Source organism: Micromonospora sp. CPCC 205539 (assembly GCF_036906815.1).
Classification (GTDB): Bacteria; Actinomycetota; Actinomycetes; order Mycobacteriales; family Micromonosporaceae; genus Micromonospora.
The window spans coordinates 186824-209375 of the sequence record NZ_JBAKHW010000008.1 but is presented as its reverse complement, the minus strand read 5'-3'; the positions used below and the strand labels follow the sequence as shown (position 1 = coordinate 209375).

The window sequence follows — 22552 nt, the reverse complement described above, 5'->3', positions numbered from 1 at the left end:
CTGGCGGTTCCGGGGATGTGAGGGTCGGGGCGAGCGGCTAGCGTGTCAACACCGTGCGAGTTGGTCCGCAGTGGTGACCGTCGCCGTGCCTGGGGAGGCTCGTCATGAAGCTGCCGCGTTCCGCCGCGGGTTGGACCATCGCGGTCTTTGGAGTGCTGGCGCTGGTGATGGGCGCGCTCGGGCTGCTCTGGCCGGAGGCGCAGCTGCGCATGCTGGGCATGGAGGTGCCGGCCACCCGTGCCGCCGGTGACCACACCGGCACATTCCTGCTGGCCTCCTCGATGGCGTCGTTCAACATGGGCGTCTACTACCTGCTCGCCACGGTCACCGAGTGGCGGTCGTTCTACCGGTTCACGGTGGTGTTCCGGCTGGTGACCTTCACCGTCTTCAGCATCGCCGTGCTGGCTGACATCGCCCCCGGCCAGTTCTTCGGGGTGGCCGCCTGGGAGGGCCTGGGCGCGTTGGCCACCGCCGTCGGTCTCCGTCTGGACGCGCGCAGGAGCGCACCGGCCGGCCCCGACGGCTCCGCCGCCGATGCCGACGCGACGTCGGCCGGCACCGACACGACGCCCGCTGTCACCGATGCGACGCCCGACGGTGCCGCTTCGGCGGACGCGGTGCGCTGAGCGACTGGCCGGGTTGGGTAGTTTCGAGCAGTGACCGACACTCCGACCGGCGGACTGCCGGTGCCGATCGTGCCCGGTCTGACCGATTTGCGGGTTTTTGCCCGAGGTGGTTACGCGACCGTCTACCAGGCCACCCAGATCTCGGTGGGGCGCGAGGTTGCGGTCAAGGTGGAAAATCGCACGCTGGACAGCGACCGCGATCAGGCCCGCTTCCTCCGCGAGGCCCGAGCGGCCGGCCGGATGTCCTCGCACCCGCATGTGGTGGATCTCTTCGACGTCGGGGTCACCGTCGACCAGCACCCCTACCTGATCATGGAACTCTGCGACGGGTCGTACGCCGAGCGGATGCGTACCTCGCCGCTGGGCCCGGTGGAGGCGCGCGACCTCGGCGTCAAGATCGCCGACGCGCTGGCCCACTCGCACGCGGCCGGGGTGCTGCACCGGGACGTGAAGCCCGCCAACATCCTCTACTCACACTTCAACACTGCGGTGCTGGCCGACTTCGGGCTGGCCGTGCTGGCCGAGGTCCGGGACGCCTCGGTCACCCTGGAGGTGCTCACCCCGGCGTACGCGCCGCCGGAGATGTTCAGTCACAGCCCGCCGTCGCCGGCCGTGGACGTGTACGCGCTGTGCGCCACCCTCTATGCGGTGATGCACGGCCGACCGCCACGTTGGCAGTCCGAGCGCAATCCCAGCCTGGTCACCGTGCTGGAGATGTTCAACCAGCCGCTTCCCAGCCTGCCCGGCGTCCCGGACGAGCTGATCGACGTGCTGCGCGCCGGCATGGCCAACGACCCGGCCGACCGACCCTCCGCCGTCGAACTGCACGATCTGCTCGCCAGCCTGCCGCTCGGCCCGACGTCGGCACCGGTCAGCGGCGCGCCGGTCAGCGGCGGCGCGAGCCACTTCGGCCCGTACGCCGCCACCCAGCCAGTGCCGCGTCCCTCAGCGGAGGACACTCACCCGACCGGCGCCGGTGGCCGGCGCTGGCGGCGGCGCTGGTTCCTCGGTGGCGCCGGGGTGCTCGCGCTCGCCGCCTCGGCCAGCGCCGGGGCCTGGATGGCCGACGGCGCACCGACGCCCCGCCCGACTCCCTCCGCCACCCACGTCGCCGCGCCGGCCACCGGGCTGCTGCCCGGCTGCACGACCGGCACCGGCACGCCGACCGCCCTGCCCGAGGGTGCCCGGTGCCTGCCCGAGCTGGAGTGCTTCGGCCCGGTGCGGATCCGCGGCATCCGCGCCGAGGCCGCCCGGGTCCCCTGCGCGGGGCCGCACACCTGGGAGACGTACGCCGAGGGGATCCTGCCGGTGCCGCTGGTCGGCGCCGGTTACGAGGACGTGGCCGCGGCCGTGCCGGTGCGACAGGTGTGCAGCCCCACCACGTTCCGATTGACCACCGGGATCATCGAGTCGACCGGGTGGCACCTGGAGGTGCTGCCGCCGGTGGACGGCAGCGTCGACCGGACCTACCGCTGCCTGGCCGGGAAGGGCGTGGACGCGCTCACCACGCCCACCCTCACCGGTCGCTGAACCCGTTCGACCCGCGCTTTCGGTCACGCACCGCACGCAACGCGTCCCGACTGTCCAGGGCGTCGAGGGTGTCCGCGTCGACCCCGTACGGCATCAGCGTCGGGGGTGCGGCGGAGCCCGGCCGGTCCGCCGGTTCTGGGTCGTCGCCCTGCCTGGCGGCGGACACGGCGACCCCGGCGACCGTTGCCAGCAGGACGCAGCACAGCGCCAGCGCCACGCCGAGGATGTCCTGACGACGCCAGACGACCAGCGCGACCAGCAGCGAAAGGGCTCCCAACGCCGCGACGACCGCTACCGTCCGCGCATCGGGCCTGGACAATGTACGCACCCCCCCAGCATGTCGTGACCGGGCCCGCTGTCAACCGCAGAGCCGCCCGACGCGCCGACCGGCGTCGATCGACGGGCCGGGCGGCCACGTCCACACGATGTGGACCGAAGCCGCTACTCTCGGTTTTCCCGCAGGCTGCTCCGTCAGCGAGGTCGCCCATGAACACACTCCGCACCCGGTCCCGCCTCCGCTCGGTCGGAACGACGCTCGCGGTCGCACTGACCCTGACCCTGGCCGCCGCCGCCGGCTGCGACAGTCGGAAGGAACCGGAACTGCCGTCCGTGCAGGAGAAGATGCGCGAGTCGCACATCTACGGCCAGTCGAAGCTACGCATCGGTGTCGCCACCAACGAGCCGCTGATGGGCGAGCTGCGCAACGGCCAACACGTCGGCTTCGACGTCGAGATCGGCCGGTACGTGGCCGCCTCGCTCGGCTACGAGGGAAGCCAGCGGCTGGAGTTCGTCTCGGTGTCCACCGAGGACCGCATCCCGGCTCTGCAGGGCGGCGTGGTCGACCTGGTGGTATCCAGCTTCTCGATCACCGAGGAGCGAAAGGCGCTGGTCAGCTTCGCCGGGCCGTACTTCGTCACCACCCAGGAGGTGATGGTGCCGACCCGACTCAAGGACAAGATCCGCACCATCGAGGACCTGCGCGATCCCAGCTACAAGGTCTGCACCAGCGGCGGCTCCACCACCGAGGCCGAGCTGGAGAAGCACCAGGTCAAGACGTTCGTGGTGAAGGACGTCGGGGACTGTGTCGACGGCATCCGGAAAGGCCGCTACGACGCGGTCAGCTCCGACGAGACGATCCTCGCTGGCTTCCTGGCCAGCTTCCCCAAGGAGTTCGAGATCGTGGACATGCCGTTCGGCACCAGCGAGCTGCTGGGCATCGGCGTGCCGATCGGCGATCCCGCGCTGCGCGACCTTGTCGCCTTCTTCCTCGAGAAGAGCTATCTGCAGGGCCGGAACGGGGAGGCCAGTCCCTGGCAGACCGCCTACAACCGGACCTTGGGACCGTGGCTGCCCGCGGAGAAGCGCCAACCGCAGCCGCTGGAGGTGCCGAATCTGGTCGACTTCGACGACAAGGCGCCGCGGCGGTGAGCACGGCGCCGACGGCCACCGGCGGCGCGAGCGCCGACGGCCCGGTCCCGCCGCCCCGGAAGTCCGTGCCCGACGGTCCGGTCGTCGTCGAGTGGCCGGCGGGCGTGCCGAAGGCGGAACCTGCCGAGCCGGTGGTCGTCCCCGTCGAGCCGGGGCGGGTGCGCTGGGACCCGGCGGAGCGGCGCGCCCGGGCCAGTCAGTCGTTCTGGACCGCGGTGGTGGGCGTGCCGGCGATCTTCTCCGTGCTCCGGCTCGGCGTCGAGGCTGGCGGCGAGTTGCAGACCACGCTGCTGCTGGTGGCCAACGTCGGGCCGGTCAACCTGCTCGCCGGCTTCCTGACCACCGCGGCGCGGCTGCTCTCCACCGGCCTGGTCGCCGTCTTCGCGCTCGGCGCGGTGCTGGCCGTCAGCGTGGACCGGATGCCGCCCGGCACCCGCCGACCGCTCTTCGCCCGCTGGGCCGACCTCACCCCGGCCTGGATCGTGGTGGCCAGCTACCTGCTCGCCCTGGTCACCTGGCCGCTGCTCTACCTGCCGCTGCTGTTGCCGGCGTTCGTGGCCGCGTTCCAGCTCCGCCCTCAGCGGCTGCACGAGTGGGTGGTGCCACGGATGCTGCTGATCGTCGCGCTGCTGGCCGGGTACGGCTGGCTGATGCTGCCCACGCTGCGGGACGCCGGCGAGCAGGGCGAGCTGCTGGTGCTGGCGCTCATCGTCGTACCGCCGGTGTTGGCTCTCTTCATCGCCGGCCCGCTGCCCGGCATGGTGATCCGGCCACTCGCGTCGATCACCGAGGTGGCGGTGCTGGCCACGTTGGTCTGGGCCGCGCTGCCGGTGATCAGCACCCCGGTGCTGCCCTTGACCGTCACCACCGTGGGCGTGCAGGACGGGCCCACCGAGGACGTACGGGGGCACGTGGTCGTCACCGACGACGTCAACATGGTGATCCTGCAGGAGCGGGGCGGGGTGCGGTACGTGCCCGTCGACCTGGTGCGCGCCCAGGTGCTCTGCCCCACCGAGGAAGAGCTGCCCCGGCACCGGCTGCGCATCCACGACTTCCACATCGAGGACTCGCTGCTGGAGGGGTTGGGCCGCCGGGTCCGACCCGTACACCGGATCGACGCCGCCTGCCGAGCCGTCGGCTGAGCGAGGGCCGGCGGGTTGATCGACGCGACTTCCTGGAAGACGGGGCATTGTGGTGGCCCGGATGCCCCGACTTCAAGGAAATCGGGTCGAAGCAGCGGTTTAGTACGACTTGTCCTGGCCCAGGACGTGTTGGGCGACGAAGTTGAGGATCATCTCCCGGCTGACCGGGGCGATCCGGCCGGCCCGGACGGCGCCGAGCAGGGTGGCCACGCCGTACTCCGTGGTCATGCCGGCACCGCCCAGCGCCTGGACCGCGGTGTCCACGGCGAGCGCGGCGGCCTCACCGGCGGCGTACTTGGCCATGTTGCCGGCCACCCCGGCCTCCAGGTCGCGGCCGGCGTCGTAGAGCGTGGCAGCCTTCTGGATCATCAGGCGGGCCAGCTCCACCTGCACCGCCGCGTGTGCCAGGGGATGCGACACCCCCTGGTGTGAGCCGATGGTGCGGCCACCCCAGACCTTGCGGGTGGCGGTGTACTCGCTGGCCCGCTCGATGGCGTACCGGCCGGTGCCGGCGCCCATCGCGGCGACCGTGATCCGCTCCGGGTTGAGCCCCGCGAAGAGCGCCGGCAGCCCGGCGTCCAGCGACTCGCCGACCAGGGCGTCGGCGGGCAGCCGGACGTCGTCCAGGTAGAGCAGGAACTGGTTCTCCGGGGAGACGATCTCCATGTCCAGCTTGGACCGGGTCAGGCCCGCCGCGTCGGTCGGCACGAGGAACAGCGCGGGCTTGAGCCTGCCGGTCGCCGCGTCCTCGGTGCGGGCCACCACCAGCACGTGATCCGCCTCGTCGACCCCGGAGATGTAGCACTTTCGGCCGGAGAGCAGCCAACCGTCACCGTCGCGGCGGGCCACCGTGCCGAGGCGGTGGAAGTTCGAGCCGGCCTCCGGCTCGGTGATCGCAAAAACGATCTTCTGCGAGCCGTCGGCGAGGCCGGGCAGGTGCTTCTTGCGCTGCTCCTCGGTGCCGTGCCGGGTCAGCACGGTGGCCACGATGGCGGGGGAGACCACCAGCAGCAGCAGCGGGCAGCCGGCCGCCGCCAACTCCTCGCAGACGATGGCCAGGTCGGTGATACCGCCGCCCCCGCCCCCGTACTCGGTGGGGATGTTGACCCCCAGATAGCCCAGCTGGCCGGCCTCGGCCCACAGCTCGGTGGTGTGTTCGCCGGCCTTCGCCTTCTCGACGAAGTAGCCGTGGCCGTACCGTCGGCCCAACGCCCGGACGGCATCGCGCAGCTGGTCCTGCTCGGGGGTGAGGTCGAAGGTCATCGGGGGTCCTCCTCGGATGTGACCACGGCCAGCACGGCACCGGTGCGCACCTGACCACCGGCCGGCACCGGCAGTTCCGCGACGACGCCGTCGGTCGGGGCGAGCACGGGATGTTCCAGCTTCATCGCTTCCAGGGTGAGCAGCGGGTCGCCGGCCGCGACCCGCTGACCGACCTGCACGTGCACCCGGGTCACCGCGCCGGGCAGCGGCGCGAGCAGCGACCCGGCGGCCAGCTCCGCCGTGGGCAACGGGAAACGGGGCAACTCGGCCAGGCTCGCGGCCCCGTCCGGGCCGTCCACGAAGACCGCCGACCCCACCCGGTGTACGCGGTACGCGCGCCGCACGCCGTCGACGTCGAGCACCACCCGGTCCGGGGTCGCCTCGACCAGCGCCACGGCCGGCGGCTCGGCTTCCGGCGCGGTGGCGCCGCCGGCCGCTGATGCCACCGCGTTCTCGGGCGTCGACACCGACCACTCGGCGAGCCCGCCCGTGCGGTCCAGTCGGTAGCGGACCTCGACCTCGCCGTCCGGCCCGGTGAAGCGGGTGACCTGCGGAAAGGCGGGCACGTTGCGCCAGCCCGACGGTAGGCCGGCGAGCACTCGGGATTCGGCGCGGCGTGCGGCGGCCGAGGCGAGCGCCGCCGCGAGCCCGACCAGCGGAAGCTGGTCGGCGGGGAGTAGCGGGGCGAAGACCTCCTCGTGCCGGTCCAGGAACCCGGTGTCGATCTCCACGGCGGCGAACGCGGGGCTGCGCAGCACCCGGACCAGCAGATCGCGGTTGGTCGCCACCCCGTGCAACTCGGCCCGGGCCAGCGCACCAGCGAGGGCGCGGGCCGCCTCGCCGCGGGTGGGTGCCACGGCGATCAGTTTGGCCAGCATGGAGTCGTAGTGGACGCCGACCACTGATCCGTCCACGACACCGGAGTCCAGCCGCAGGCCGACCCGCTGGAGGTTGCCGAACTCGCGGTCGACCCCGGGGACGGCGAACCGGTGCAGGACGCCGGTCGCCGGACGGAAGCCGTGGGCCGGCTCCTCGGCGCAGATCCGCACCTCGATCGCGTAGCCGCGGGTCGTCGGATACAGCGCTTGCTCCGGCAGCGCCTCGCCCTCGGCGACGAGCAGCTGCAGCCGCACCAGGTCCAGGCCGATGGTGGTCAGTTCGGTGACCGGGTGCTCGACCTGGAGCCGGGTGTTCATCTCCAGGAAGTAGATCGCCCCGTCGGGCGCCAGCAGAAACTCGACCGTCCCCGCGCCCACGTAGTCGACCGCCCGGCCGGCCGCCACCGCCGCCTCGTGCAGCCGCTCCCGCAGCCCCGGCGGAAGGTCCCCCGGCGCCTCTTCGACGATCTTCTGGTGTCGGCGCTGAATCGAGCACTCCCGCACACCGAGAGCGGCCACCGTGCCGTGGGTGTCGCCGAAGATCTGCACCTCGACGTGTCGGCCGCGCTCGACGTACCGCTCGATGAAGACCGTGCCGTCGCCGAACGCGGCGGCCGCCTCGCGGCGCGCCGAGGCGACGGCCTCGGTCAGTTCGGCGGCGTCTTGGACGATCCGCATCCCCCGGCCACCGCCGCCGGCCGACGCCTTGACCAGCACCGGGAAGTCGGTGATGCCCTCGGTGTCGGTCCAACTGGGCAGCATCGGCACGCCCGCCTCGACGAGCAGCGCCTTCGCCGCCAGCTTGTCGCCCATCGCGGCGATCACCTTGGCCGGCGGCCCGACCCAGGTCAGGCCCGCGTCGGTCACCGCCGCCGCAAACTCGGCGTTCTCGGCGAGGAAGCCGTAGCCCGGGTGGACGGCGTCCGCGCCGCTGCGGCGGGCCGCATCCAGGATCAGATCGACCCGCAGGTACGTCTCGGCCGGCGTGTCCCCGGGCAGCCGGACCGCCTGGTCGGCCTCGCCGACGAACGGCGCGTCGGCGTCCGCGTCCGAGTGCACGGCGACCGTCTCCACGCCCAGCGCCCGGCAGGTCGCGAAGATCCGGCGGGCGATCTCCCCCCGGTTGGCAACCAGCAGTCGGGTGATCACAGGTTTCAACCCCCTACATCCGGAAGACGCCGAACCCGTCGGCGCCCTTCACCGGTCCGTTGTGGATCGCCGACAGGCAGAGCCCGAGGACGGTTCGGGTGTCCCGGGGGTCGATCACCCCGTCGTCGTAGAGCCGGCCGGAGAGGAAGAGCGCGCCGGACTGCGACTCGATCTGCTGCTCGACCATCATCCGCATCGCCGCGTCGGACTCTTCGTCGTAGTCGCGACCCCGGGCGGCGGCGGCCTGTCGGGCCACGATGGAGAGCACCCCGGCGAGCTGCGCCGGACCCATCACCGCCGACTTGGCGTTCGGCCAGGTGAACAGGAACCTCGGCTCGTACGCGCGGCCGCACATGCCGTAGTTGCCGGCCCCGTAGGAGGCGCCCAGGTTCACCGTCAGGTGCGGCACCCTCGAGTTGGACACCGCGTTGATCATCAGTGCGCCGTGCTTGATGATGCCGCGCTGCTCGTACTCCGTGCCGACCATGTAACCGGTCGTGTTCTGCAGGAAGATCAGTGGTGTGTCGGCGGCGTTCGCGAGCTGGATGAACTGGGCCGCCTTCTGCGCCTCCTCGCTGAACAGCACCCCCCGGGCGTTGGCCAGTACGCCCACCGGGTAGCCGTGCAGCTCGCCCCAGCCGGTGACCAGCGCGCCGCCGTACGCCGGCTTGAACTCGTCGAAGTCGCTGCCGTCCAGGATGCGGGCCAGCACCTCACGCGGGTCGAACGGCACCTTGAGGTCCGCGCTGGCGATGCCGAGCAGCTCCTCCGGGTCGTGCTTCGGCGGCTGCGGGACGGGCGTCCGCGCCGCCGGGCCCTGCTTGCGCCAGTTCAGCCGGCGGACGCACTGCCGGGCCAGCCGGATGCCGTCGCGCTCGTCCTCGGCCAGGTGGTCGGCGAGCCCGGAAGTGCTCGCGTGCATCGCCGCGCCGCCCAGCGACTCGTCGTCGGTGACCTCGCCGGTGGCCATCTTCACCAGCGGCGGCCCGGCCAGGTAGACCTGTGACCGGTCCCTGATCATGATCACGTGGTCGGACATGCCGGGCACGTACGCGCCACCGGCCGTGGCATTACCGAAGACCACGCTGACCGTCGGGATGCCCGCCGCCGAGAGCCGGGTGAGGTCGCGGAACACCCGACCGCCCGGGATGAAGATCTCCGCCTGGGTGGGCAGGTCCGCCCCCGCCGACTCGACCAGGTTGACCATCGGCAGTCGGTTGGCCAGGGCGATCTCACCGGCCCGCCGGGTCTTCGCGAGCGACCACGGGTTGACGGCGCCGCCGCGTACCGTCGGGTCGTTCGCGATGATCAGGCACTCCACGCCCTCGACGACCCCGATGCCGGTGACCACGCTGGCCCCCACCGGGAAGTCCGTGCCGAACGCGGCCACCGACGAGAGCTCCAGGAACGGGCTGTCCGCGTCCAACAGCAGCTCGATCCGCTCCCGGGGGAGCAGTTTGCCGCGCGCGTGGTGCCGGCTCACGTACTTCTCGCCGCCGCCCGCGCGGGCCTGACCCAACGCGGCGTCCAACTCGGCGAGCCGGTCCAGCAGCGCCGCGCGGTTGGCCGCGTAGGCGGGTGCGGACGGGTCGACCGCGCTGCTCAACGTACTCACAGGCCCATGCCCTTCGCGATGATCTCGTTCATGATCTCGGTGGTGCCGCCGCCGATGCCGAGGATGCGGGCATCGCGGTAGTGCCGTTCCACCTCGGCGTCGCGCAGATAGCCGAAACCGCCGTGCAGCTGCAACGCCTGGTCCACGACGTGGTCGCAGGCGGCCACCGCGACGTTCTTGGCCATCGCCACCTCGGTCACCACCGGCTCCCCGGCCACCACCCGGCCGGCCACCTCGTGCACGTACGCCCGGGCCGCCTCGGCCCTGGTGTGCATCTCGGCCAGCCGGTGCCGGATCAGCTGCCGGCTGGCCAGCGGACGGCCGAAGGTCTCCCGGTCCCGGCACCAGCGCACGGCCAGCTCGACGCAGCGTTGCGCGGTGGCGTACGCCTGGGTGGCCAGCGAGAGCCGCTCAGCCGCGAAATGCTCCATGATCGCCAGGAAGCCGGTGTCCTCCGCGCCGATCCGGTTCGACACCGGCACCCGTACGTCCGCGAAGGAGAGCTCGGCGGTGTCCGAGCAGTGCCAGCCGAGCTTCTCCAGCCGGCGTCCGACGGTGAACCCGGGGAGCCCCTTGTCGATGACCAGCAGGGTGAGCGCGCCACTGCCCGGGAAGTCGGTGCAGACCGCCGTGGTGACGAAATCCGCTCGGTGCCCGCTGGTGATGTAGGTCTTCGACCCGTTCACCACGTAGTGGTCGCCGTCGCGGCGGGCGGAGGTGCGGATGCCGGCGACGTCCGAGCCGCCGTCCGGCTCGGTGATCGCCAGCGCGCCGATCATCGTGCCGGCCAGGGTGGGCCGGACGTACCGTTCGACCAGGTCACTCGCGGCCGTCGGCCCGCCACCGAGCCGGCCGCCCAGCGAGCCTCCGGTACGGGCACCGGCCGCGGCCACCATGTGCGGCAACGCGATGCCGTGTGTGAACAGCGCCGCGACCAAGCCGGACGAGCCACCGGACCGGATCAGCTCCTCGGTCACGATGATCGAGTCGAGCAGGTCACCGCCGCTGCCCCCGACCGACTCGGGGAAGCCGATGCCGAGGAGGCCGAGCTTCGCCGCGGTGGCGTGCAGTGCCCGGGGCACCTCACCGGCCCGTTCCCAGTCGTCCAGGTGCGGCAACACCTCGCGGGTCGCGAAGGCCCGGATCAGTTCGCGGAGCTGCCGCCGTTCGGGGGTGTCCACGATGCTCATGCCGCGTCCCCGGCTGGCCCGGTCGGCACGTCGACCGGTAGGTCGACGATCCGGGAGCGCAGCAGCTCACCGAGCGCCTTGGCCTGCGGGTCGAACCGGGTGGAGGCGGCCACCCCCGCCCCGAGCAGCCCCTCGATCACGAAGTTGACCGCGCGCAGGTTCGGCAGCTCGTGCCGTTGCACGGACAGCGGAGTGGTCTCCGGCAGCAGCTCGGCGAGCCGCCCGACGGTCAACCAGTCGCGCAGCCAGGCGTACCCGACATCGGAGCGTGCCCAGACGCCGAGGTTGGCGTCGCCGCCCTTGTCCCCGGAGCGCGCGCCGACCAGCTCACCGAGCGCCCCGCGCCGGGTCTGCTCGCTGACTGCCGGCGCGGCGGCCGCAGGCAGCGGCTCGGCCTCAGCCGTCGAAACGGCGCAGTCCGGTGCGGCGATCGGCACCCGCTCGCCAGAGGGCAGCACCGCGACGTGCGCCACCTCGTCCTGCGGCACCGCGTCGGCGGTGAAGACGCCGTACGGTGTGGCGTCGCCCGGCAGGGTGGTGAGCGTGCAGCCCGGGTACGAGGCCAACGCCAGCTCCACGGCGGCGGCCGAGAAGGCCCGCCCGGCCCGCGTCTTGTCGCTGTCGCGCAGGTGTACGTGCAGCAGGGCGCTGGCCGCCTCGGTGTCGACGGCGTCCCGGTGATCGGTGCGGGCCAGGACGAACTCCAGCCCGTCCTTGCCCACCGCCTCCTCGATCTGCCCACGGACCAGGGCAGCCTTCGCCTCGATGTCCAGGCCACAGAGGACGAAGGTCATCGAGTTGCGGAAGCCCCCGAGGTTGTTGACGCCCACCTTGAGCGTCGACGGGGGCGGGGTGCCCCGGACGCCGGAGACCCGGACCCGGTCCGGTCCGTCGGGACGCAGCGTCACGGTGTCCAGCCGGGTCACCACGTCCGGCCCCAGGTACGCGGGCCCGCCGACCTCGTAGAGCAGCTGAGCGGTGACCGTCTCGACGGTGACCGCGCCGCCGGTGCCGGGGTGCTTGGTAAGCACCGTCGAGCCGTCGGGATGCACCTCGGCGATCGGGAAGCCGGGCCGGTGCCCGCCGTCGGGAAGCTCGGTGAAGAAGCTGAAGTTGCCGCCGGTGACCTGCGCACCGCACTCGATCAGGTGTCCGGCGACCGTCGCCCCGGCCAGCGCGTCCAGGTCGTCGCGGCCCCATCCGTAACGGGCGATGGCCGGGCCGACCACCAGCGAGGCGTCGGTGACCCGCCCGGTGACCACCACGTCGGCCCCGCCGTCGAGGCAGGCGGCGATCCCGAAGGCGCCAAGGTAGGCGTTCGCGGTCAGTGCGTCGGGCCGCTGGAGCGCGTCGCCCTCGACGTACCCGACCCGGGCGGGGACGCCCAGCCGGCCGGCGAGCCGGTCGATGGCGGCGGCCAGGCCGGCCGGATTCAGACCGCCGGCGTTGGTCACGATCCGGACCCCCCGGTCGAGGGCCGTGCCGAGGCAGGTCTCCAACTGGCGCAGGAAGGTCTTCGCGTAGCCGAGGTCGGGGTCACGCAGCCGGTCCCGGCCGAGGATCAACATGGTCAGCTCGGCCAGGTAGTCGCCGGTCAGCACGTCCAGCTCGCCGCCGTCGAGCATCTCCCGCCAGGCGCTGAACCGGTCGCCGTAGAAGCCGGAGGCGTTACCGATCCGGATCATGCCCCCGCCCCGTCCTCGCCGACCGGCCCGCGGCCGATGCCCGGCGGGCCGGCGAACGCCTGCGCCACGTCGAGCCACTCGTCGGCGACCGGCCCGGTCGGCACGAGGGACAGGTCGGCCCGGTGCCGACGCTGGGTGACCAGCAGGCAGAAGTCCCGGGCCGGGCCGGTGAGCCGGTTCGCGGCGTCGGCCGGGCCCCAGGCCCAGGTGTCGCCGGCGGGCCCGGCCAGCTCGACCCGCACCGGCGCCGCCGGCACCGCACGGCCGTGGGCGGCGAAGCCGTGCCCGAGAGTACGGAAACCGAGGTGCGCGATGTGCCGGAGCCGGTCGGTGGCCGGCCGGGTGACGCCGAGCGTGTCGGCCACGTCCTCGCCGTGCGCCCAGGTCTCCATGATCCGAGCGGTCGCCATCGAGGTGGTCGACATCTGCGTGCCGTACCAGGGCAGCTTCTCACCTGCCGGCACGGTGGCCAGTGCGTCGACGAGCCCTGCCCGGCCGGCTCTCCAGCGGGCGAGCAGCTCGGGCGGCGGAGCAAGGAACTGGTCCGCGCCGACGTCGACCAGTCGGGTCACGTCCGGCGCGGCGGTCACCGTCGCGAAGAACGCCTCGGAATCGGTCGCGGCCAGCAGCGCCACGTGGTCGGTCCAGGCGAGGTGCGCGATCTGGTGCGCGATGCTCCAGCCCGGGGCAGGGGTCGCGCGCGCCCACTCCGTCGGCGGCAGGGGGCTCACCAGGGCGTCCAGCTGCGCGGACTCGTCGGCCAGATCCGCGAGCAGGTCCTTGAGGTCGACCATGGTGCCTCCGGTCAGGGCGTGAGGAGGGTGGCGAGCTGGCGTTTCCAGGTGGCGAGCAGTGCGGTACGGCGGGCTGAGTCGTCGCTGAGCAGGTTGGCCACCCCGAGGCCCCGGAGCAGGTCGAGGGTGGCCTGCACCGCTTCGCGGACGCCGGGGCGGCGCTCGTCGACACCGAGCAGGGCGACGGTGAGCCGGTGCATCTCCCGGCCGACGGTCGCCTCCAGCGGCACCAACGCGTCCCGTAGCTCCCGGTCGGTGCGGGCGGCGACCCAGAGCTCGAGTGCGGCGACGAAGAGCGGCCCGGTGAAGGCCGCACCCAGCAGGTCGACCACCCGGTCCAGCCGTTGCGGGCCGGCCGGCAGCGCCTCGGCCTCCGTACGTAACTCGCCGGCCCGGCGCTCGGCCAGGTGGGCCACGGCGGCCGTCACCAGCGCGGCCTTGGTGGGGTAGTGGTGCAGTTGAGCGCCGCGCGAGACGCCGGCCCGGGCCGCGACGACGGTCGTGGTGGTGCCGGACCAGCCGTGCTCGACCAGACAGTCGACGGTCGCCTCCAGCAGCCGGGCCTGGGTGGCACGGCTGCGCTCCTGTTGAGGGACGCGGGTCGATGCGGCGGACACGGGGACAGCCTGCGGTCTACGAAACAAACAGTCAAGCCTGACTTTTTTTTCTCGCGCGTCGCGACGGGCGGCGAGGGCGACGTCCCCGAGTCAGCGGCCGTCGCGGGGGGCGAAGACGGCGAGCGCCTCGGCGTCGCTGTACTGGGAGCGCACGTACTCGTCGGCCCAGGCCGCGGCGTCGGGGTAGGTGGACTCGGCTGCCACCCGGGCGCAGGCCGCGTCCACGTCGAAGTGCGTCCGGCGCAGCTGCACGCCGGGCCCGAGCAGTGCCCACCATGCGCCCGCGCCCCCGTACGGCATGCCGATGCTGCCGGGGTTCACCACCAGGCGGCGGTCGACCAGCCGGGCGAACGGCATGTGGGTGTGTCCGCAGACCACGGTCCCGATCTCGGCCGGGAGGCCGGCGAAGACCTCGGCCCAGCGCTCCATCCGGGAGTCGACGAGCACGACCTCCTCGTCGTCGCGGGGGGTGGCGTGGCAGAACAGCGTCGGGCCGAGGCCGTCGATCTCCAGGGTCACCGTCGGCGGCAGTGCGGCCAGCCGGGCGAGGTGGTCATCGCGGAGCTGCCCGGCGGCCCAGTTCGACACCTCGATCGACGCGGGGCGGCCGCTGCGGGCCTCGACCAACTCGCGATCCGCGTTGCCACCGACCCAGCAGACCCGGTCACCCAGGCCGGCGAGCACGTCCAGCACCTCGACCGGCTGCGGGCCGGCCGCGATGTCGCCGGTCAGCATGATCAGGTCGGCGGCGGCGACGTCCGGCTCGGCCAGCACGGCCTCCAGCGCGGGCAGGACCCCGTGGATGTCGGAGAGCACGGCAACTCGGTTCGGCATGGTCTCACCATGACGGCGGGCGCTGCGCCGAGTCCAGAAATTCTGCGCCGGGCAGACGCCAGCGCCGCTGGAAACAGCACCGGCCCGGACCGCCAACAGCGATCCGGGCCGGGAGGCTACGACAGCGGTGGTCAGACCCGCGCGCGGCGGGCCAGGCGCTCCGGGTCGAGGATGATGATGCTCTTGCCGTCCAGCCGCAGCCAGCCCCGCGAGGCGAAGTCGGCCAGCGCCTTGTTGACCGTCTCGCGGGAGGCGCCGACGAGCTGGGCGATCTCCTCCTGGGTGAGGTCATGGGTCACCCGCAGCACGCCGCCATCGCGGGTGCCGAAACGACCGGCCATCTGGAGCAGATTCTTGGCGACCCGACCCGGCACGTCCGTGAAGATCAGGTCGGCGAGCGAGTCGTTGGTCCGGCGCAGCCGCCGGGCGAGCACCCGGAGGAGCTGCTCGGCGATCTCCGGGCGGTTGTTCAGCCAGGGCCGGAGCGCCTGCTTGCGCAGTCGCACCAGTCGCGTGTCGGTCACCGCGGTGGCGGTTGCCGTACGCGGACCCGGGTCGAAGAGCGACAGCTCACCGACCATGTCCGATGGGCCCATCACCGCGATCAGGTTCTGCCGGCCGTCCGCTGCGCGGCGACCAACCTTGATCTTTCCGGACAGCAGGATATAGAGACTGTCGCCGGGCTCGCCTTCATTGAAGACGATCTCGCCCTTGCGGACCTCGATCGTCTCCATCTCCTTGGCGAGCGCCTCGGCAGCTTCCGGGTCGACACCCTGGAAGATCCCGCTGCGGGCCAGTACCTCGTCCATCGCGCACCTCCGGTTGCGCGTGCCGTCCGTCGGCCGGGGCCGCCGTCCGCTGATCCCCTCGCGCGTCGCCAAGTCTAGGCGCACATGAGCATGAATCAGAGGTCGCCCCTGGAATCTTGATCCGTGGGCGTAACCTGCCCGACGTGCTGAGCGAGCCGACCCTGACCAGCCGCGCCGAGTATGGGCGGGCCGCCCCGCTGCTCGTCTGGCGTTCCGAAGGGCCGCTACGAGCGATCAGCAGCGGTCCGCTCGGTGGTGGCATCGGGGTCCGGCGCTGGGTGCTGAACGCAACCGTGTCGATGTCGTACGACCGGGACGACCCGGCGGCGCACCTGGCTGCGCTCGCCGCCGACCTGGCCCTCGACGGGCCCGGCGTGGGCCTGCTGACCGGCGTCGACGTGGCCGAGGTCGTCGCCCGGACCGACACCGGCGTGCGAGCTTGGGCGACCGTCGGGCTCGGCACACCGGTGCCGGCCGCCGCCCCGGCCCCGGCCGTGCTCGCCCAGCCGGTCGGCACGGTCAACATCGTGGTGTACGTCCCCGCCCGGCTCGCCGACGCGGCGCTGGTCAACGCGGTGGCCACCGCGACCGAGGCGAAGACCCAGGCGATCATGGAGCTGGGGTTGGCAGCCACCGGCACCCCGACCGACGCGGTCACCGTCCTCTGCCCGGTGGACGGGTCGGAGGCCGCGTACGGCGGACCGCGCTCCACCTGGGGCGCTCCGCTGGCCCGGGCGGTGCACGCGGCGGTGCTCGCCGGCGGCGATCGGCCGGTCGTGCCCTGGTCGGACCAGGTGACCAGCTGAACATCGGACCGATCGGCCCTCGTCGGCGCGTTTTGGGCCCGGTAAGGTCGCGAACGATGCACGCTCCCGTCCCCTCCGCGCCCCGCCCGCCCCGCCGCGCCGCTCTCGGTGTCGGCGCGCTGCTGGCCGTCCTGCTCCTCGCCGCCTGTGGCCAGTCCGGGAGCGACCCGCTCTGGCGGCCCGGCGCGGGCGGCGGTGGCACCGGCGCGCCCGCGGCCACGGCCGGGCCGAAGGCCAGCGGCAGTCCCTCGGCCCCCGGCTCGGGTGGCGCCATCTCGCTCTCGGCCACCGGCGACATCATCATGGCCAACGCCCCGAGCCGGCTGCCCCCCGCAGGTGGCAAGGGCTTCTTCAACTCGGTCATCCCGGCGCTCAAGGCCGACCTGGTGATGGGCAACCTGGAAGAGCCGTTGACGGTGGACACCGGCACCGGCAAGTGCGGGGCCAACTCCACCCGCTGCTACCAGTTCCGGGCGCCACCGGAGTACGCCGCACACCTGCGCGACGCCGGCTTCGACGTGCTCAACCAGGCCAACAACCACGGCTACGACTACGGGCCGAAGGGCTACGCGAACACCCAGAAGGCGCTGGAGAAGTACGACCTGGAGCACACCGGTGCCCCGGACGAGATCACCGTGGTCGAGATCAAGGGCGTCAAGGTCGCGATCGCCGGGTTCTCGTCGTACGTCTGGTCCAACAGTCTGGTCGACATCGCCAAGGCGAAGACCGTGGTCGCCAAGGCGGCCACGATGGCCGACCTGGTCGTGGTGCAGGTGCACATGGGCGGCGAGGGTGTCACCCAGACCCGGGTCAAGCCGGGCACGGAGATCTTCCTCGGTGAGAACCGGGGCGATCCGATCAAGTTCTCGCACGCCATGATCGACGCGGGGGCCGACCTGATCGTCGGGCACGGGCCGCACGTGCTGCGCGGCATGGAGTTCTACAAGGGCCGGCTGATCGCGTACAGCCTGGGCAACTTCGCAGGCGGTGGCAACTCCCTGCAGAACGACGGCCGACTCGGCTGGGGTGGGGTGCTGAAGGTGTCGCTCCAGCCCGACGGCACCTGGGCCGGCGGCTCGTTCACCTCGACCTACATGAACGACGCTGGCAAGCCGACCCTGGACGCGAACGACCGGGGCCTGGGCCTGATCGGCGACCTGACCCGCAGCGACTTTCCCAAGGGCGGCGCCCGGTTCGACGGGCAGGGCAAGATCTCCCCGCCGGCCGGCGGCTGACCCGGGAAGGAACGTCCGGGGCGCGACGTAGGCTGACCGTCGTGACCAGTAGCCCTCCCGGTGCCAGCGAGACCGACCTCGGGCGCAAACGCCGTGCCCGCAAGATCGATCGGGTGCTCGCCGAGACACACCCCGACGCGCACTGTGAGCTGGATCATGGCTCTCCGCTGGAGCTGGCCGTCGCCACCATCCTCTCCGCGCAGTGCACCGACAAGAAGGTCAACGAGGTCACCCCGAAGCTCTTCGCCCGCTACCCGACCGCCGCCGCCTACGCGAGCGCGGACAGGGGCGAGATGGAGGAGCTGATCCGGCCCACCGGCTTCTTCCGCAACAAGACCGACTCGTTGCTCAAGCTGGGGCAGGCACTCCTCGACCGGTACGACGGCCAGGTCCCCGGCCGCCTCGTCGACCTGGTGACGTTGCCCGGGATCGGCCGCAAGACCGCCAACGTCATCCTCGGCAACGCCTTCGACGTCCCCGGCATCACCGTCGACACGCACTTCCAACGGCTGGTCCACCGGTGGCAGCTCACGACCGAGACCGACCCGGTCAAGATCGAGCACGCGATCGGCGCGCTGTACCCCAAGCGCGACTGGACCATGCTGTCGCACCGGATCATCTTCCACGGGCGCCGGGTCTGCCATGCCCGTAAGCCCGCCTGCGGCGCGTGCACGCTGGCCAGGCTCTGCCCCTCGTACGGCACCGGCCCGACCGACCCGACCGTCGCCGTGAAGCTGCTCAAGGGCCCCCGGGCGCGCGACCTCGCGGTGGCCGCCGGGGTCGACCCGGCGCTGGTGCCCGCCCAGGCGGTCGCCGCGGAGGTCCCGTGAACCGCCGCCTCGCCCTGCTGGTCCTGCCCCTGTTGCTGACCGTCGCCGGGTGCACCGGCTCCGGCAGCGCGAGTGACGGCTCCGCACCTCGTCCGACCGCCGCCGAGCGCCCCTCGCCGTTCCAGGACTGCGCCGCGCTGGGCACGGCCCCCACGGCCAGCCCGGTTGCCGCCCCACCCGCCACGGGCGGCGCGGCGCTGCCCGACCTGACCCTGGCCTGCTTCACCGGCGGTGCACCGATCGCGCTGCGGAGCGTGGCCGGGCCGGCGGTGATCAACGTTTGGGCATCCTGGTGCCCGCCGTGCCGCAAGGAGCTGCCCGCCTTCCAGCGGCTCAGTGAGCGGGCGGCCGGTCGACTCCAGGTCGTCGGTGTGAACAGCCGGGACAGCCGCGGCGGCGCCCAGTCCATCGGCGAGGACTTCGGGGTCCGGTTCCCGGTCCTGGTGGACCAGGGTGAGGCGCTGCAACGGGAGCTCAAGCGCAACGCCATCCCGATGACCATCTTCGTCGACGCGCAGGGTCGGGTCCGGCACGTCGACGCCACCGGTGCGCTGGACGATGCCCGGCTCGCCGAGCTGGTCCGCGTACACCTCGGTCTGGGGGTGCCGGTATGACCCGCCGCCCACCCGACTGGATCGAGCCGTTGCTGACGCGGCTGGGCACGGCCCGCGCCGAGGACTTCACCCGGCTCACCACCCCGGCCGAGGGTGGCCGGGAGAGCGCCGTGCTGGTGCTGCTCGGCGAGCAGCCCGGCGCCGGCCCCGACGTGCTCGTCCTGCAACGGGCCGCGACCCTGCGCAACCACGCCGGCCAGCCCGCCTTTCCGGGCGGCGCGGCCGACCCGGAGGACGCCGACGCCCGGGCGACCGCGCTGCGCGAGGCGAACGAGGAGGTCGACCTCGACCCGGCCAGCGTGACGGTGCTGGCCGAGCTGCCGAAGCTCTGGATCCCGGTCAGCGACTTCGTGGTCACGCCGGTGCTGGCCTGGTGGCACGATCCGCACCCGGTGCATCCCAGGGAGCCCGCCGAGGTGGCGCACGTGGCCCGGCTGCCGGTCAGCGAGCTGGTCGACCCGGCCAACCGGCTGCGGGTCCGCCATCCCAGTGGCTGGATCGGGCCGGCGTTCTCGGCGCGCGGCATGCTGGTCTGGGGCTTCACGGCGGGGGTGTTGGCCACCCTGCTCGAGATGGGCGGCTGGGCCCGCCCGTGGTCGCGCAGCCGGGTGGTCGAGCTGCCGCCGACCGGGTCCGCCCCGGCGCCCTCGGCCGGCACCGACGAGGCCGACGAGACCGCCCTGCGCTGACCGCCCGGTCACCTTCCGCAAGCGATGGTCATCTCGGGGGCGCGCTGCCCGTACGCTTGACCCGTGTCCGTCGTGGATCTCGTCCTGCTGCTGCTCATGCTCGTGTTCGCGATCAGCGGATACCGCCAGGGCTTCGTCATCGGAATCCTGTCGCTCTCGGGCTTCTTCCTGGGTCTGCTGCTGGGCCTCCAGCTCGGGCCGCTGTTCGCCCGGCAGTTCGCGGACGCCGGCGCGCGGGTGCTGATCTCACTGGTGGCGATCTTCGGGCTGGCCGTGGTCGGTCAGGCGTTGGCTGGCTGGCTCGGCTCGCACCTGCGCAAGACGATCACCAGTGACGTGGGCAAGCGGGTCGACGACGTCGGCGGGGCGTTCGTCTCGCTGTTCGCGGTGCTCCTGCTCGCCTGGCTGGTCGCCGTGCCGCTCGGCTCGTCCTCGGTGCCCTGGATCGCCGCCTCGGTACGCAACAGCGCGCTGATCACGGTGGTGAACCGGGTCCTGCCGGAGCAGGCCCACCAGCTCTCCACCGCGCTGGAGGACACCGTCAACACCAACGGTTTCCCGGACGTCTTCGGGAACCTCGCACCGACCCGGGCCCGGCAGGTCGACCCGCCCGATCCGGCGCTGGCCGGCTCTCAGGTGGTCGTCAACGGCAAGCGGTCGGTGGTCAAGGTGCTCGGCTCCGCGCCCAGCTGCTCGCGTCGGATCGAGGGGTCCGGCTTCGTCTACGCCGACGACCGGGTGATGACCAACGCGCACGTGGTGGCCGGTACCCGCTCGGTGTCGGTGGAGCTGGACGGAAAGCGGTACGACGGCGAGGTGGTGGTCTACGACCCGAACCGGGACCTGGCCGTGCTGCTCGTCCCCGGGCTGCCCGGGCCGTCGCTGCGGTTCGCGGCCGGCAACGCGGGCAGCGGCTCCGACGCCATCGTGCTCGGCTTCCCGCTGGACGGACCGTACAACGCGCAGTCGGCGCGTCTCCGCGACGTCGACCGGATCACCGGACCGGACATCTACTCCTCCGGCGACGTCACGCGGGAGATCTACACGATCCGGGCGCTGGTCCGCAGCGGCAACTCCGGCGGCCCGCTGGTCTCCGCCAACGGTCTGGTGCTCGGCGTCATCTTCGCGGCGGCGGCCGACGATCCGAACACCGGGTTCGCGGTGACCGCCGCCGAGGCCCGCCCGGTGGCACTGGCCGGCGCCGAACGCAACCGGGGCGTCGACACCGGCGAGTGCACCTGAGCGCGGTCAGCTCCTAGCCGTCGCGACGGGTCGGTCCACGGCGGGCAGCTTCGTCCGTCCCCACCGCAGACCTCGGTCGAGCACCGCTCGCGCCATGACCGCGACGCAGGTGCCACCGTTGATGAAGGACGCCACCACGTCGCTCGGGTGGTGCATCCCCCGGTACATGCGAGTCAGCGCCACGCCGAGCGGCACCATCAGCAGCAGCGTCCACCAGGCGACCTTTGCCCCGGTGCTGGACGCCCGCAGCGCCAGCAGCACGGCGATACCGACGTAGAGCGCGACAGCCGCCGAGGTGTGCCCGGACGGGAAGCTCGACGTGGGCGGCGAGACATCCATGTGCTCCACGGCCGGCCGCCGCCGGTCGATCGCCATCGTGGTCAGCAGGAACACCAGCGCCTGGGCGGTCACCGCCGCGCACAGGAACAGAGGCTCCCGCCAGCGCTTCAGCCAGAGCCGTAGCGCCAACGCCACCAGCACGGTGACCACGACGATCATCTGGGTGCTGGCCAGTGTGCTGAAGACCAACGAGACGTCGTTCCACCCGCTGGTGCGGTCGGCCGCGAGCTCCCTGTTCACCGCGTCCTCCACGGTGAACGGCCACGTCCGGGTGAGCACCCGGGTGACCAGCACCCCGAGCAGCACCATCACGCCGAGGAGGAGGGACACCGGCAGCAGCACCCGCCGGAGGATCTGGACCAGGGTGTCTGACATGCGCCGGCCAGTACCCCGTCGGCGCCGTCGTCACGCCTCAGGCCGCGTCCGGATGCCGCTCCACCTCGGGCGCGACACCGTCGCGGACCGGGCTCACCGGCCGGAGGCCGGTGTGCGCCCGCCAACTGGTGAACGCAGCCGTGGTCGCCGCGACCACCGCCACACCGAGCAGCCAGCCACCGAACACATCGCTGGTGAAATGCACGCCGAGCGCCACCCGGCTCAGTCCGGTCACCACGGCGACCAGCAGCGCGGCGACCCAGAGCGCGACCCGCCACACCCCGCGCCCGGCGTACGGCAGGAACACCAGCAGCAGCACCCCCGCGGCCAGGGTGGCGTTCAGGGCATGCCCGGAGGGGAACGAGAAGCCGGCGGCCCGGGCCACCGGGTCGAGCAGCTCCGGTCGGTCCCGGCCGACGAGCAGCTTGAGCAGCGGACCGGACAACCCACCCGCCGCCATGGTCGTGGCCACCCAGAGGGCCAGCCGGCGGGCGCCCCGGCGCAGCAGCCAGATCACCACGAGCAGGATGACCGCCCGCAGCGGCATCGGCGAGAAGACGTTGGTCCAGACCCGCATCAGCGCAACCCACGCCGGGTGGTCGAGCGCGTGACCGTGCAGCGCGTGGGTGACCCCCATGTCCAGCCGATGCAGCGGTGCCCAGGCCCCCAGCACCAGCAGCGCGAGCAGCGTGAACGGCACCAGCACCAGGAACACCGCCGTCGCGCCCAGGGTCAACCGGAGGCCCAGCGCGTGATCCGGGTCGAGGCGGCGTCGCCGCCAGGACGGGTGGTGGGTCGAGGTCACGGGCGTACTCATGCGATCGGTCGTACCCCGTCGGTGGTGTGGGCAGGCCTGCCGCGG

22 protein-coding genes are annotated in these 22552 nt (G+C 72.6%); 10 read left to right on the top strand and 12 right to left on the bottom strand.

Annotated elements, in window-relative coordinates; all coding sequences use genetic code 11:
• The first annotated feature begins 104 nt into the window (after positions 1 to 104).
• Both V6V47_RS10475 and V6V47_RS10470 read left to right on the top strand, forming a co-directional pair.
• Entirely contained in the window at positions 105 to 626 is a 522-nt protein-coding gene (locus V6V47_RS10475) for a hypothetical protein (protein WP_334627896.1), read from the top strand.
• 30 nt (positions 627 to 656) lie between these two features.
• Positions 657 to 2156 carry a serine/threonine-protein kinase gene (locus tag V6V47_RS10470; RefSeq protein ID WP_334627895.1) on the top strand — a complete coding sequence of 500 codons (1500 nt, stop codon included), beginning with the start codon at positions 657 to 659 and terminating at the stop codon, positions 2154 to 2156.
• Here the strand turns inward: V6V47_RS10470 and V6V47_RS10465 are convergent.
• Entirely contained in the window at positions 2143 to 2475 is a 333-nt protein-coding gene (locus tag V6V47_RS10465; RefSeq protein ID WP_334627894.1) for a hypothetical protein, read from the bottom strand. The two genes, V6V47_RS10470 and V6V47_RS10465, sit on opposite strands and share 14 nt — an antisense overlap.
• Positions 2476 to 2642: 167 nt before the next feature.
• Between V6V47_RS10465 and V6V47_RS10460 the strand changes: the two genes are divergently transcribed.
• Positions 2643 to 3584, top strand: a complete 942-nt coding sequence (locus V6V47_RS10460; RefSeq protein WP_334627893.1) for a transporter substrate-binding domain-containing protein — start codon at positions 2643 to 2645, stop codon at positions 3582 to 3584.
• Positions 3581 to 4726 carry a hypothetical protein gene (locus tag V6V47_RS10455; RefSeq protein ID WP_334627892.1) on the top strand — a complete coding sequence of 382 codons (1146 nt, stop codon included), beginning with the start codon at positions 3581 to 3583 and terminating at the stop codon, positions 4724 to 4726. The genes V6V47_RS10460 and V6V47_RS10455 overlap by 4 nt, the downstream gene beginning before the upstream one ends.
• A gap of 99 nt (positions 4727 to 4825) precedes the next feature.
• On the opposite strand, the gene V6V47_RS10450 is transcribed toward V6V47_RS10455, so the two are convergent.
• The 9 genes from V6V47_RS10450 to V6V47_RS10410 all read right to left on the bottom strand — a co-directional run bounded on the left by V6V47_RS10450 (position 4826) and on the right by V6V47_RS10410 (position 15560).
• The gene (locus V6V47_RS10450) at positions 4826 to 5989 is read right to left on the bottom strand and encodes an acyl-CoA dehydrogenase family protein (RefSeq protein ID WP_334627891.1); all 1164 of its coding nucleotides are present in this window, start codon (positions 5987 to 5989) and stop codon (positions 4826 to 4828) included.
• Positions 5986 to 8016: an ATP-binding protein gene (locus V6V47_RS10445; RefSeq protein WP_334627890.1), complete on the bottom strand. Its 2031-nt coding sequence runs from the start codon at positions 8014 to 8016 to the stop codon at positions 5986 to 5988. Before V6V47_RS10445 ends, V6V47_RS10450 begins: the two co-directional genes overlap by 4 nt.
• 13 nt (positions 8017 to 8029) lie before the next feature.
• Complete coding sequence (locus V6V47_RS10440) at positions 8030 to 9631, bottom strand: acyl-CoA carboxylase subunit beta (RefSeq protein ID WP_334627889.1); 1602 nt, start codon at positions 9629 to 9631, stop codon at positions 8030 to 8032.
• Entirely contained in the window at positions 9628 to 10821 is a 1194-nt protein-coding gene (locus V6V47_RS10435) for an acyl-CoA dehydrogenase family protein (protein ID WP_334627888.1), read from the bottom strand. The genes V6V47_RS10440 and V6V47_RS10435 overlap by 4 nt, the downstream gene beginning before the upstream one ends.
• A complete protein-coding gene (locus V6V47_RS10430; RefSeq protein WP_334627887.1) occupies positions 10818 to 12506 on the bottom strand; it encodes an acyclic terpene utilization AtuA family protein in 1689 nt (562 codons plus the stop codon). The genes V6V47_RS10435 and V6V47_RS10430 overlap by 4 nt, the downstream gene beginning before the upstream one ends.
• Positions 12503 to 13300, bottom strand: a complete 798-nt coding sequence (locus V6V47_RS10425) for a TIGR03084 family metal-binding protein (RefSeq protein WP_334627886.1) — start codon at positions 13298 to 13300, stop codon at positions 12503 to 12505. The genes V6V47_RS10430 and V6V47_RS10425 overlap by 4 nt, the downstream gene beginning before the upstream one ends.
• 11 nt (positions 13301 to 13311) lie before the next feature.
• Complete coding sequence (locus V6V47_RS10420; protein ID WP_334627885.1) at positions 13312 to 13917, bottom strand: TetR/AcrR family transcriptional regulator; 606 nt, start codon at positions 13915 to 13917, stop codon at positions 13312 to 13314.
• A 90-nt stretch (positions 13918 to 14007) separates the two neighbouring features.
• Positions 14008 to 14751, bottom strand: coding sequence for a metallophosphoesterase family protein (locus tag V6V47_RS10415; RefSeq protein WP_334627884.1), 744 nt, complete (start codon positions 14749 to 14751; stop codon positions 14008 to 14010).
• 131 nt (positions 14752 to 14882) lie between these two features.
• Entirely contained in the window at positions 14883 to 15560 is a 678-nt protein-coding gene (locus tag V6V47_RS10410) for a Crp/Fnr family transcriptional regulator (protein ID WP_007466162.1), read from the bottom strand.
• Between the two features lie 143 nt (positions 15561 to 15703).
• On the opposite strand from V6V47_RS10410, the gene V6V47_RS10405 reads away from it, so the two are divergent.
• From V6V47_RS10405 to V6V47_RS10380, 6 genes are all read left to right on the top strand, one after another.
• Positions 15704 to 16366: an adenosylcobinamide amidohydrolase gene (locus V6V47_RS10405; protein WP_334627883.1), complete on the top strand. Its 663-nt coding sequence runs from the start codon at positions 15704 to 15706 to the stop codon at positions 16364 to 16366.
• A gap of 56 nt (positions 16367 to 16422) precedes the next feature.
• Positions 16423 to 17601 carry a CapA family protein gene (locus tag V6V47_RS10400; RefSeq protein ID WP_334627882.1) on the top strand — a complete coding sequence of 393 codons (1179 nt, stop codon included), beginning with the start codon at positions 16423 to 16425 and terminating at the stop codon, positions 17599 to 17601.
• A 41-nt stretch (positions 17602 to 17642) separates the two neighbouring features.
• A complete protein-coding gene (gene nth / locus V6V47_RS10395; protein WP_334627881.1) occupies positions 17643 to 18431 on the top strand; it encodes an endonuclease III in 789 nt (262 codons plus the stop codon).
• Entirely contained in the window at positions 18428 to 19045 is a 618-nt protein-coding gene (locus tag V6V47_RS10390; RefSeq protein ID WP_334627880.1) for a TlpA family protein disulfide reductase, read from the top strand. The genes nth and V6V47_RS10390 overlap by 4 nt, the downstream gene beginning before the upstream one ends.
• The gene (locus tag V6V47_RS10385; RefSeq protein ID WP_334627879.1) at positions 19042 to 19734 is read left to right on the top strand and encodes an NUDIX hydrolase; all 693 of its coding nucleotides are present in this window, start codon (positions 19042 to 19044) and stop codon (positions 19732 to 19734) included. Before V6V47_RS10390 ends, V6V47_RS10385 begins: the two co-directional genes overlap by 4 nt.
• Positions 19735 to 19797: 63 nt before the next feature.
• Positions 19798 to 20976, top strand: coding sequence for a MarP family serine protease (locus V6V47_RS10380; protein ID WP_334627878.1), 1179 nt, complete (start codon positions 19798 to 19800; stop codon positions 20974 to 20976).
• Positions 20977 to 20982: 6 nt separating this feature from the next.
• Here V6V47_RS10380 and V6V47_RS10375 read toward each other — a convergent pair whose 3' ends face one another.
• Positions 20983 to 21690 (bottom strand): phosphatase PAP2 family protein, encoded by a 708-nt coding sequence (locus V6V47_RS10375; protein WP_334627877.1) that lies wholly within the window; start codon positions 21688 to 21690, stop codon positions 20983 to 20985.
• Between the two features lie 37 nt (positions 21691 to 21727).
• Complete coding sequence (locus tag V6V47_RS10370) at positions 21728 to 22507, bottom strand: phosphatase PAP2 family protein (RefSeq protein ID WP_334627876.1); 780 nt, start codon at positions 22505 to 22507, stop codon at positions 21728 to 21730.
• Positions 22508 to 22552 lie beyond the last annotated feature (45 nt).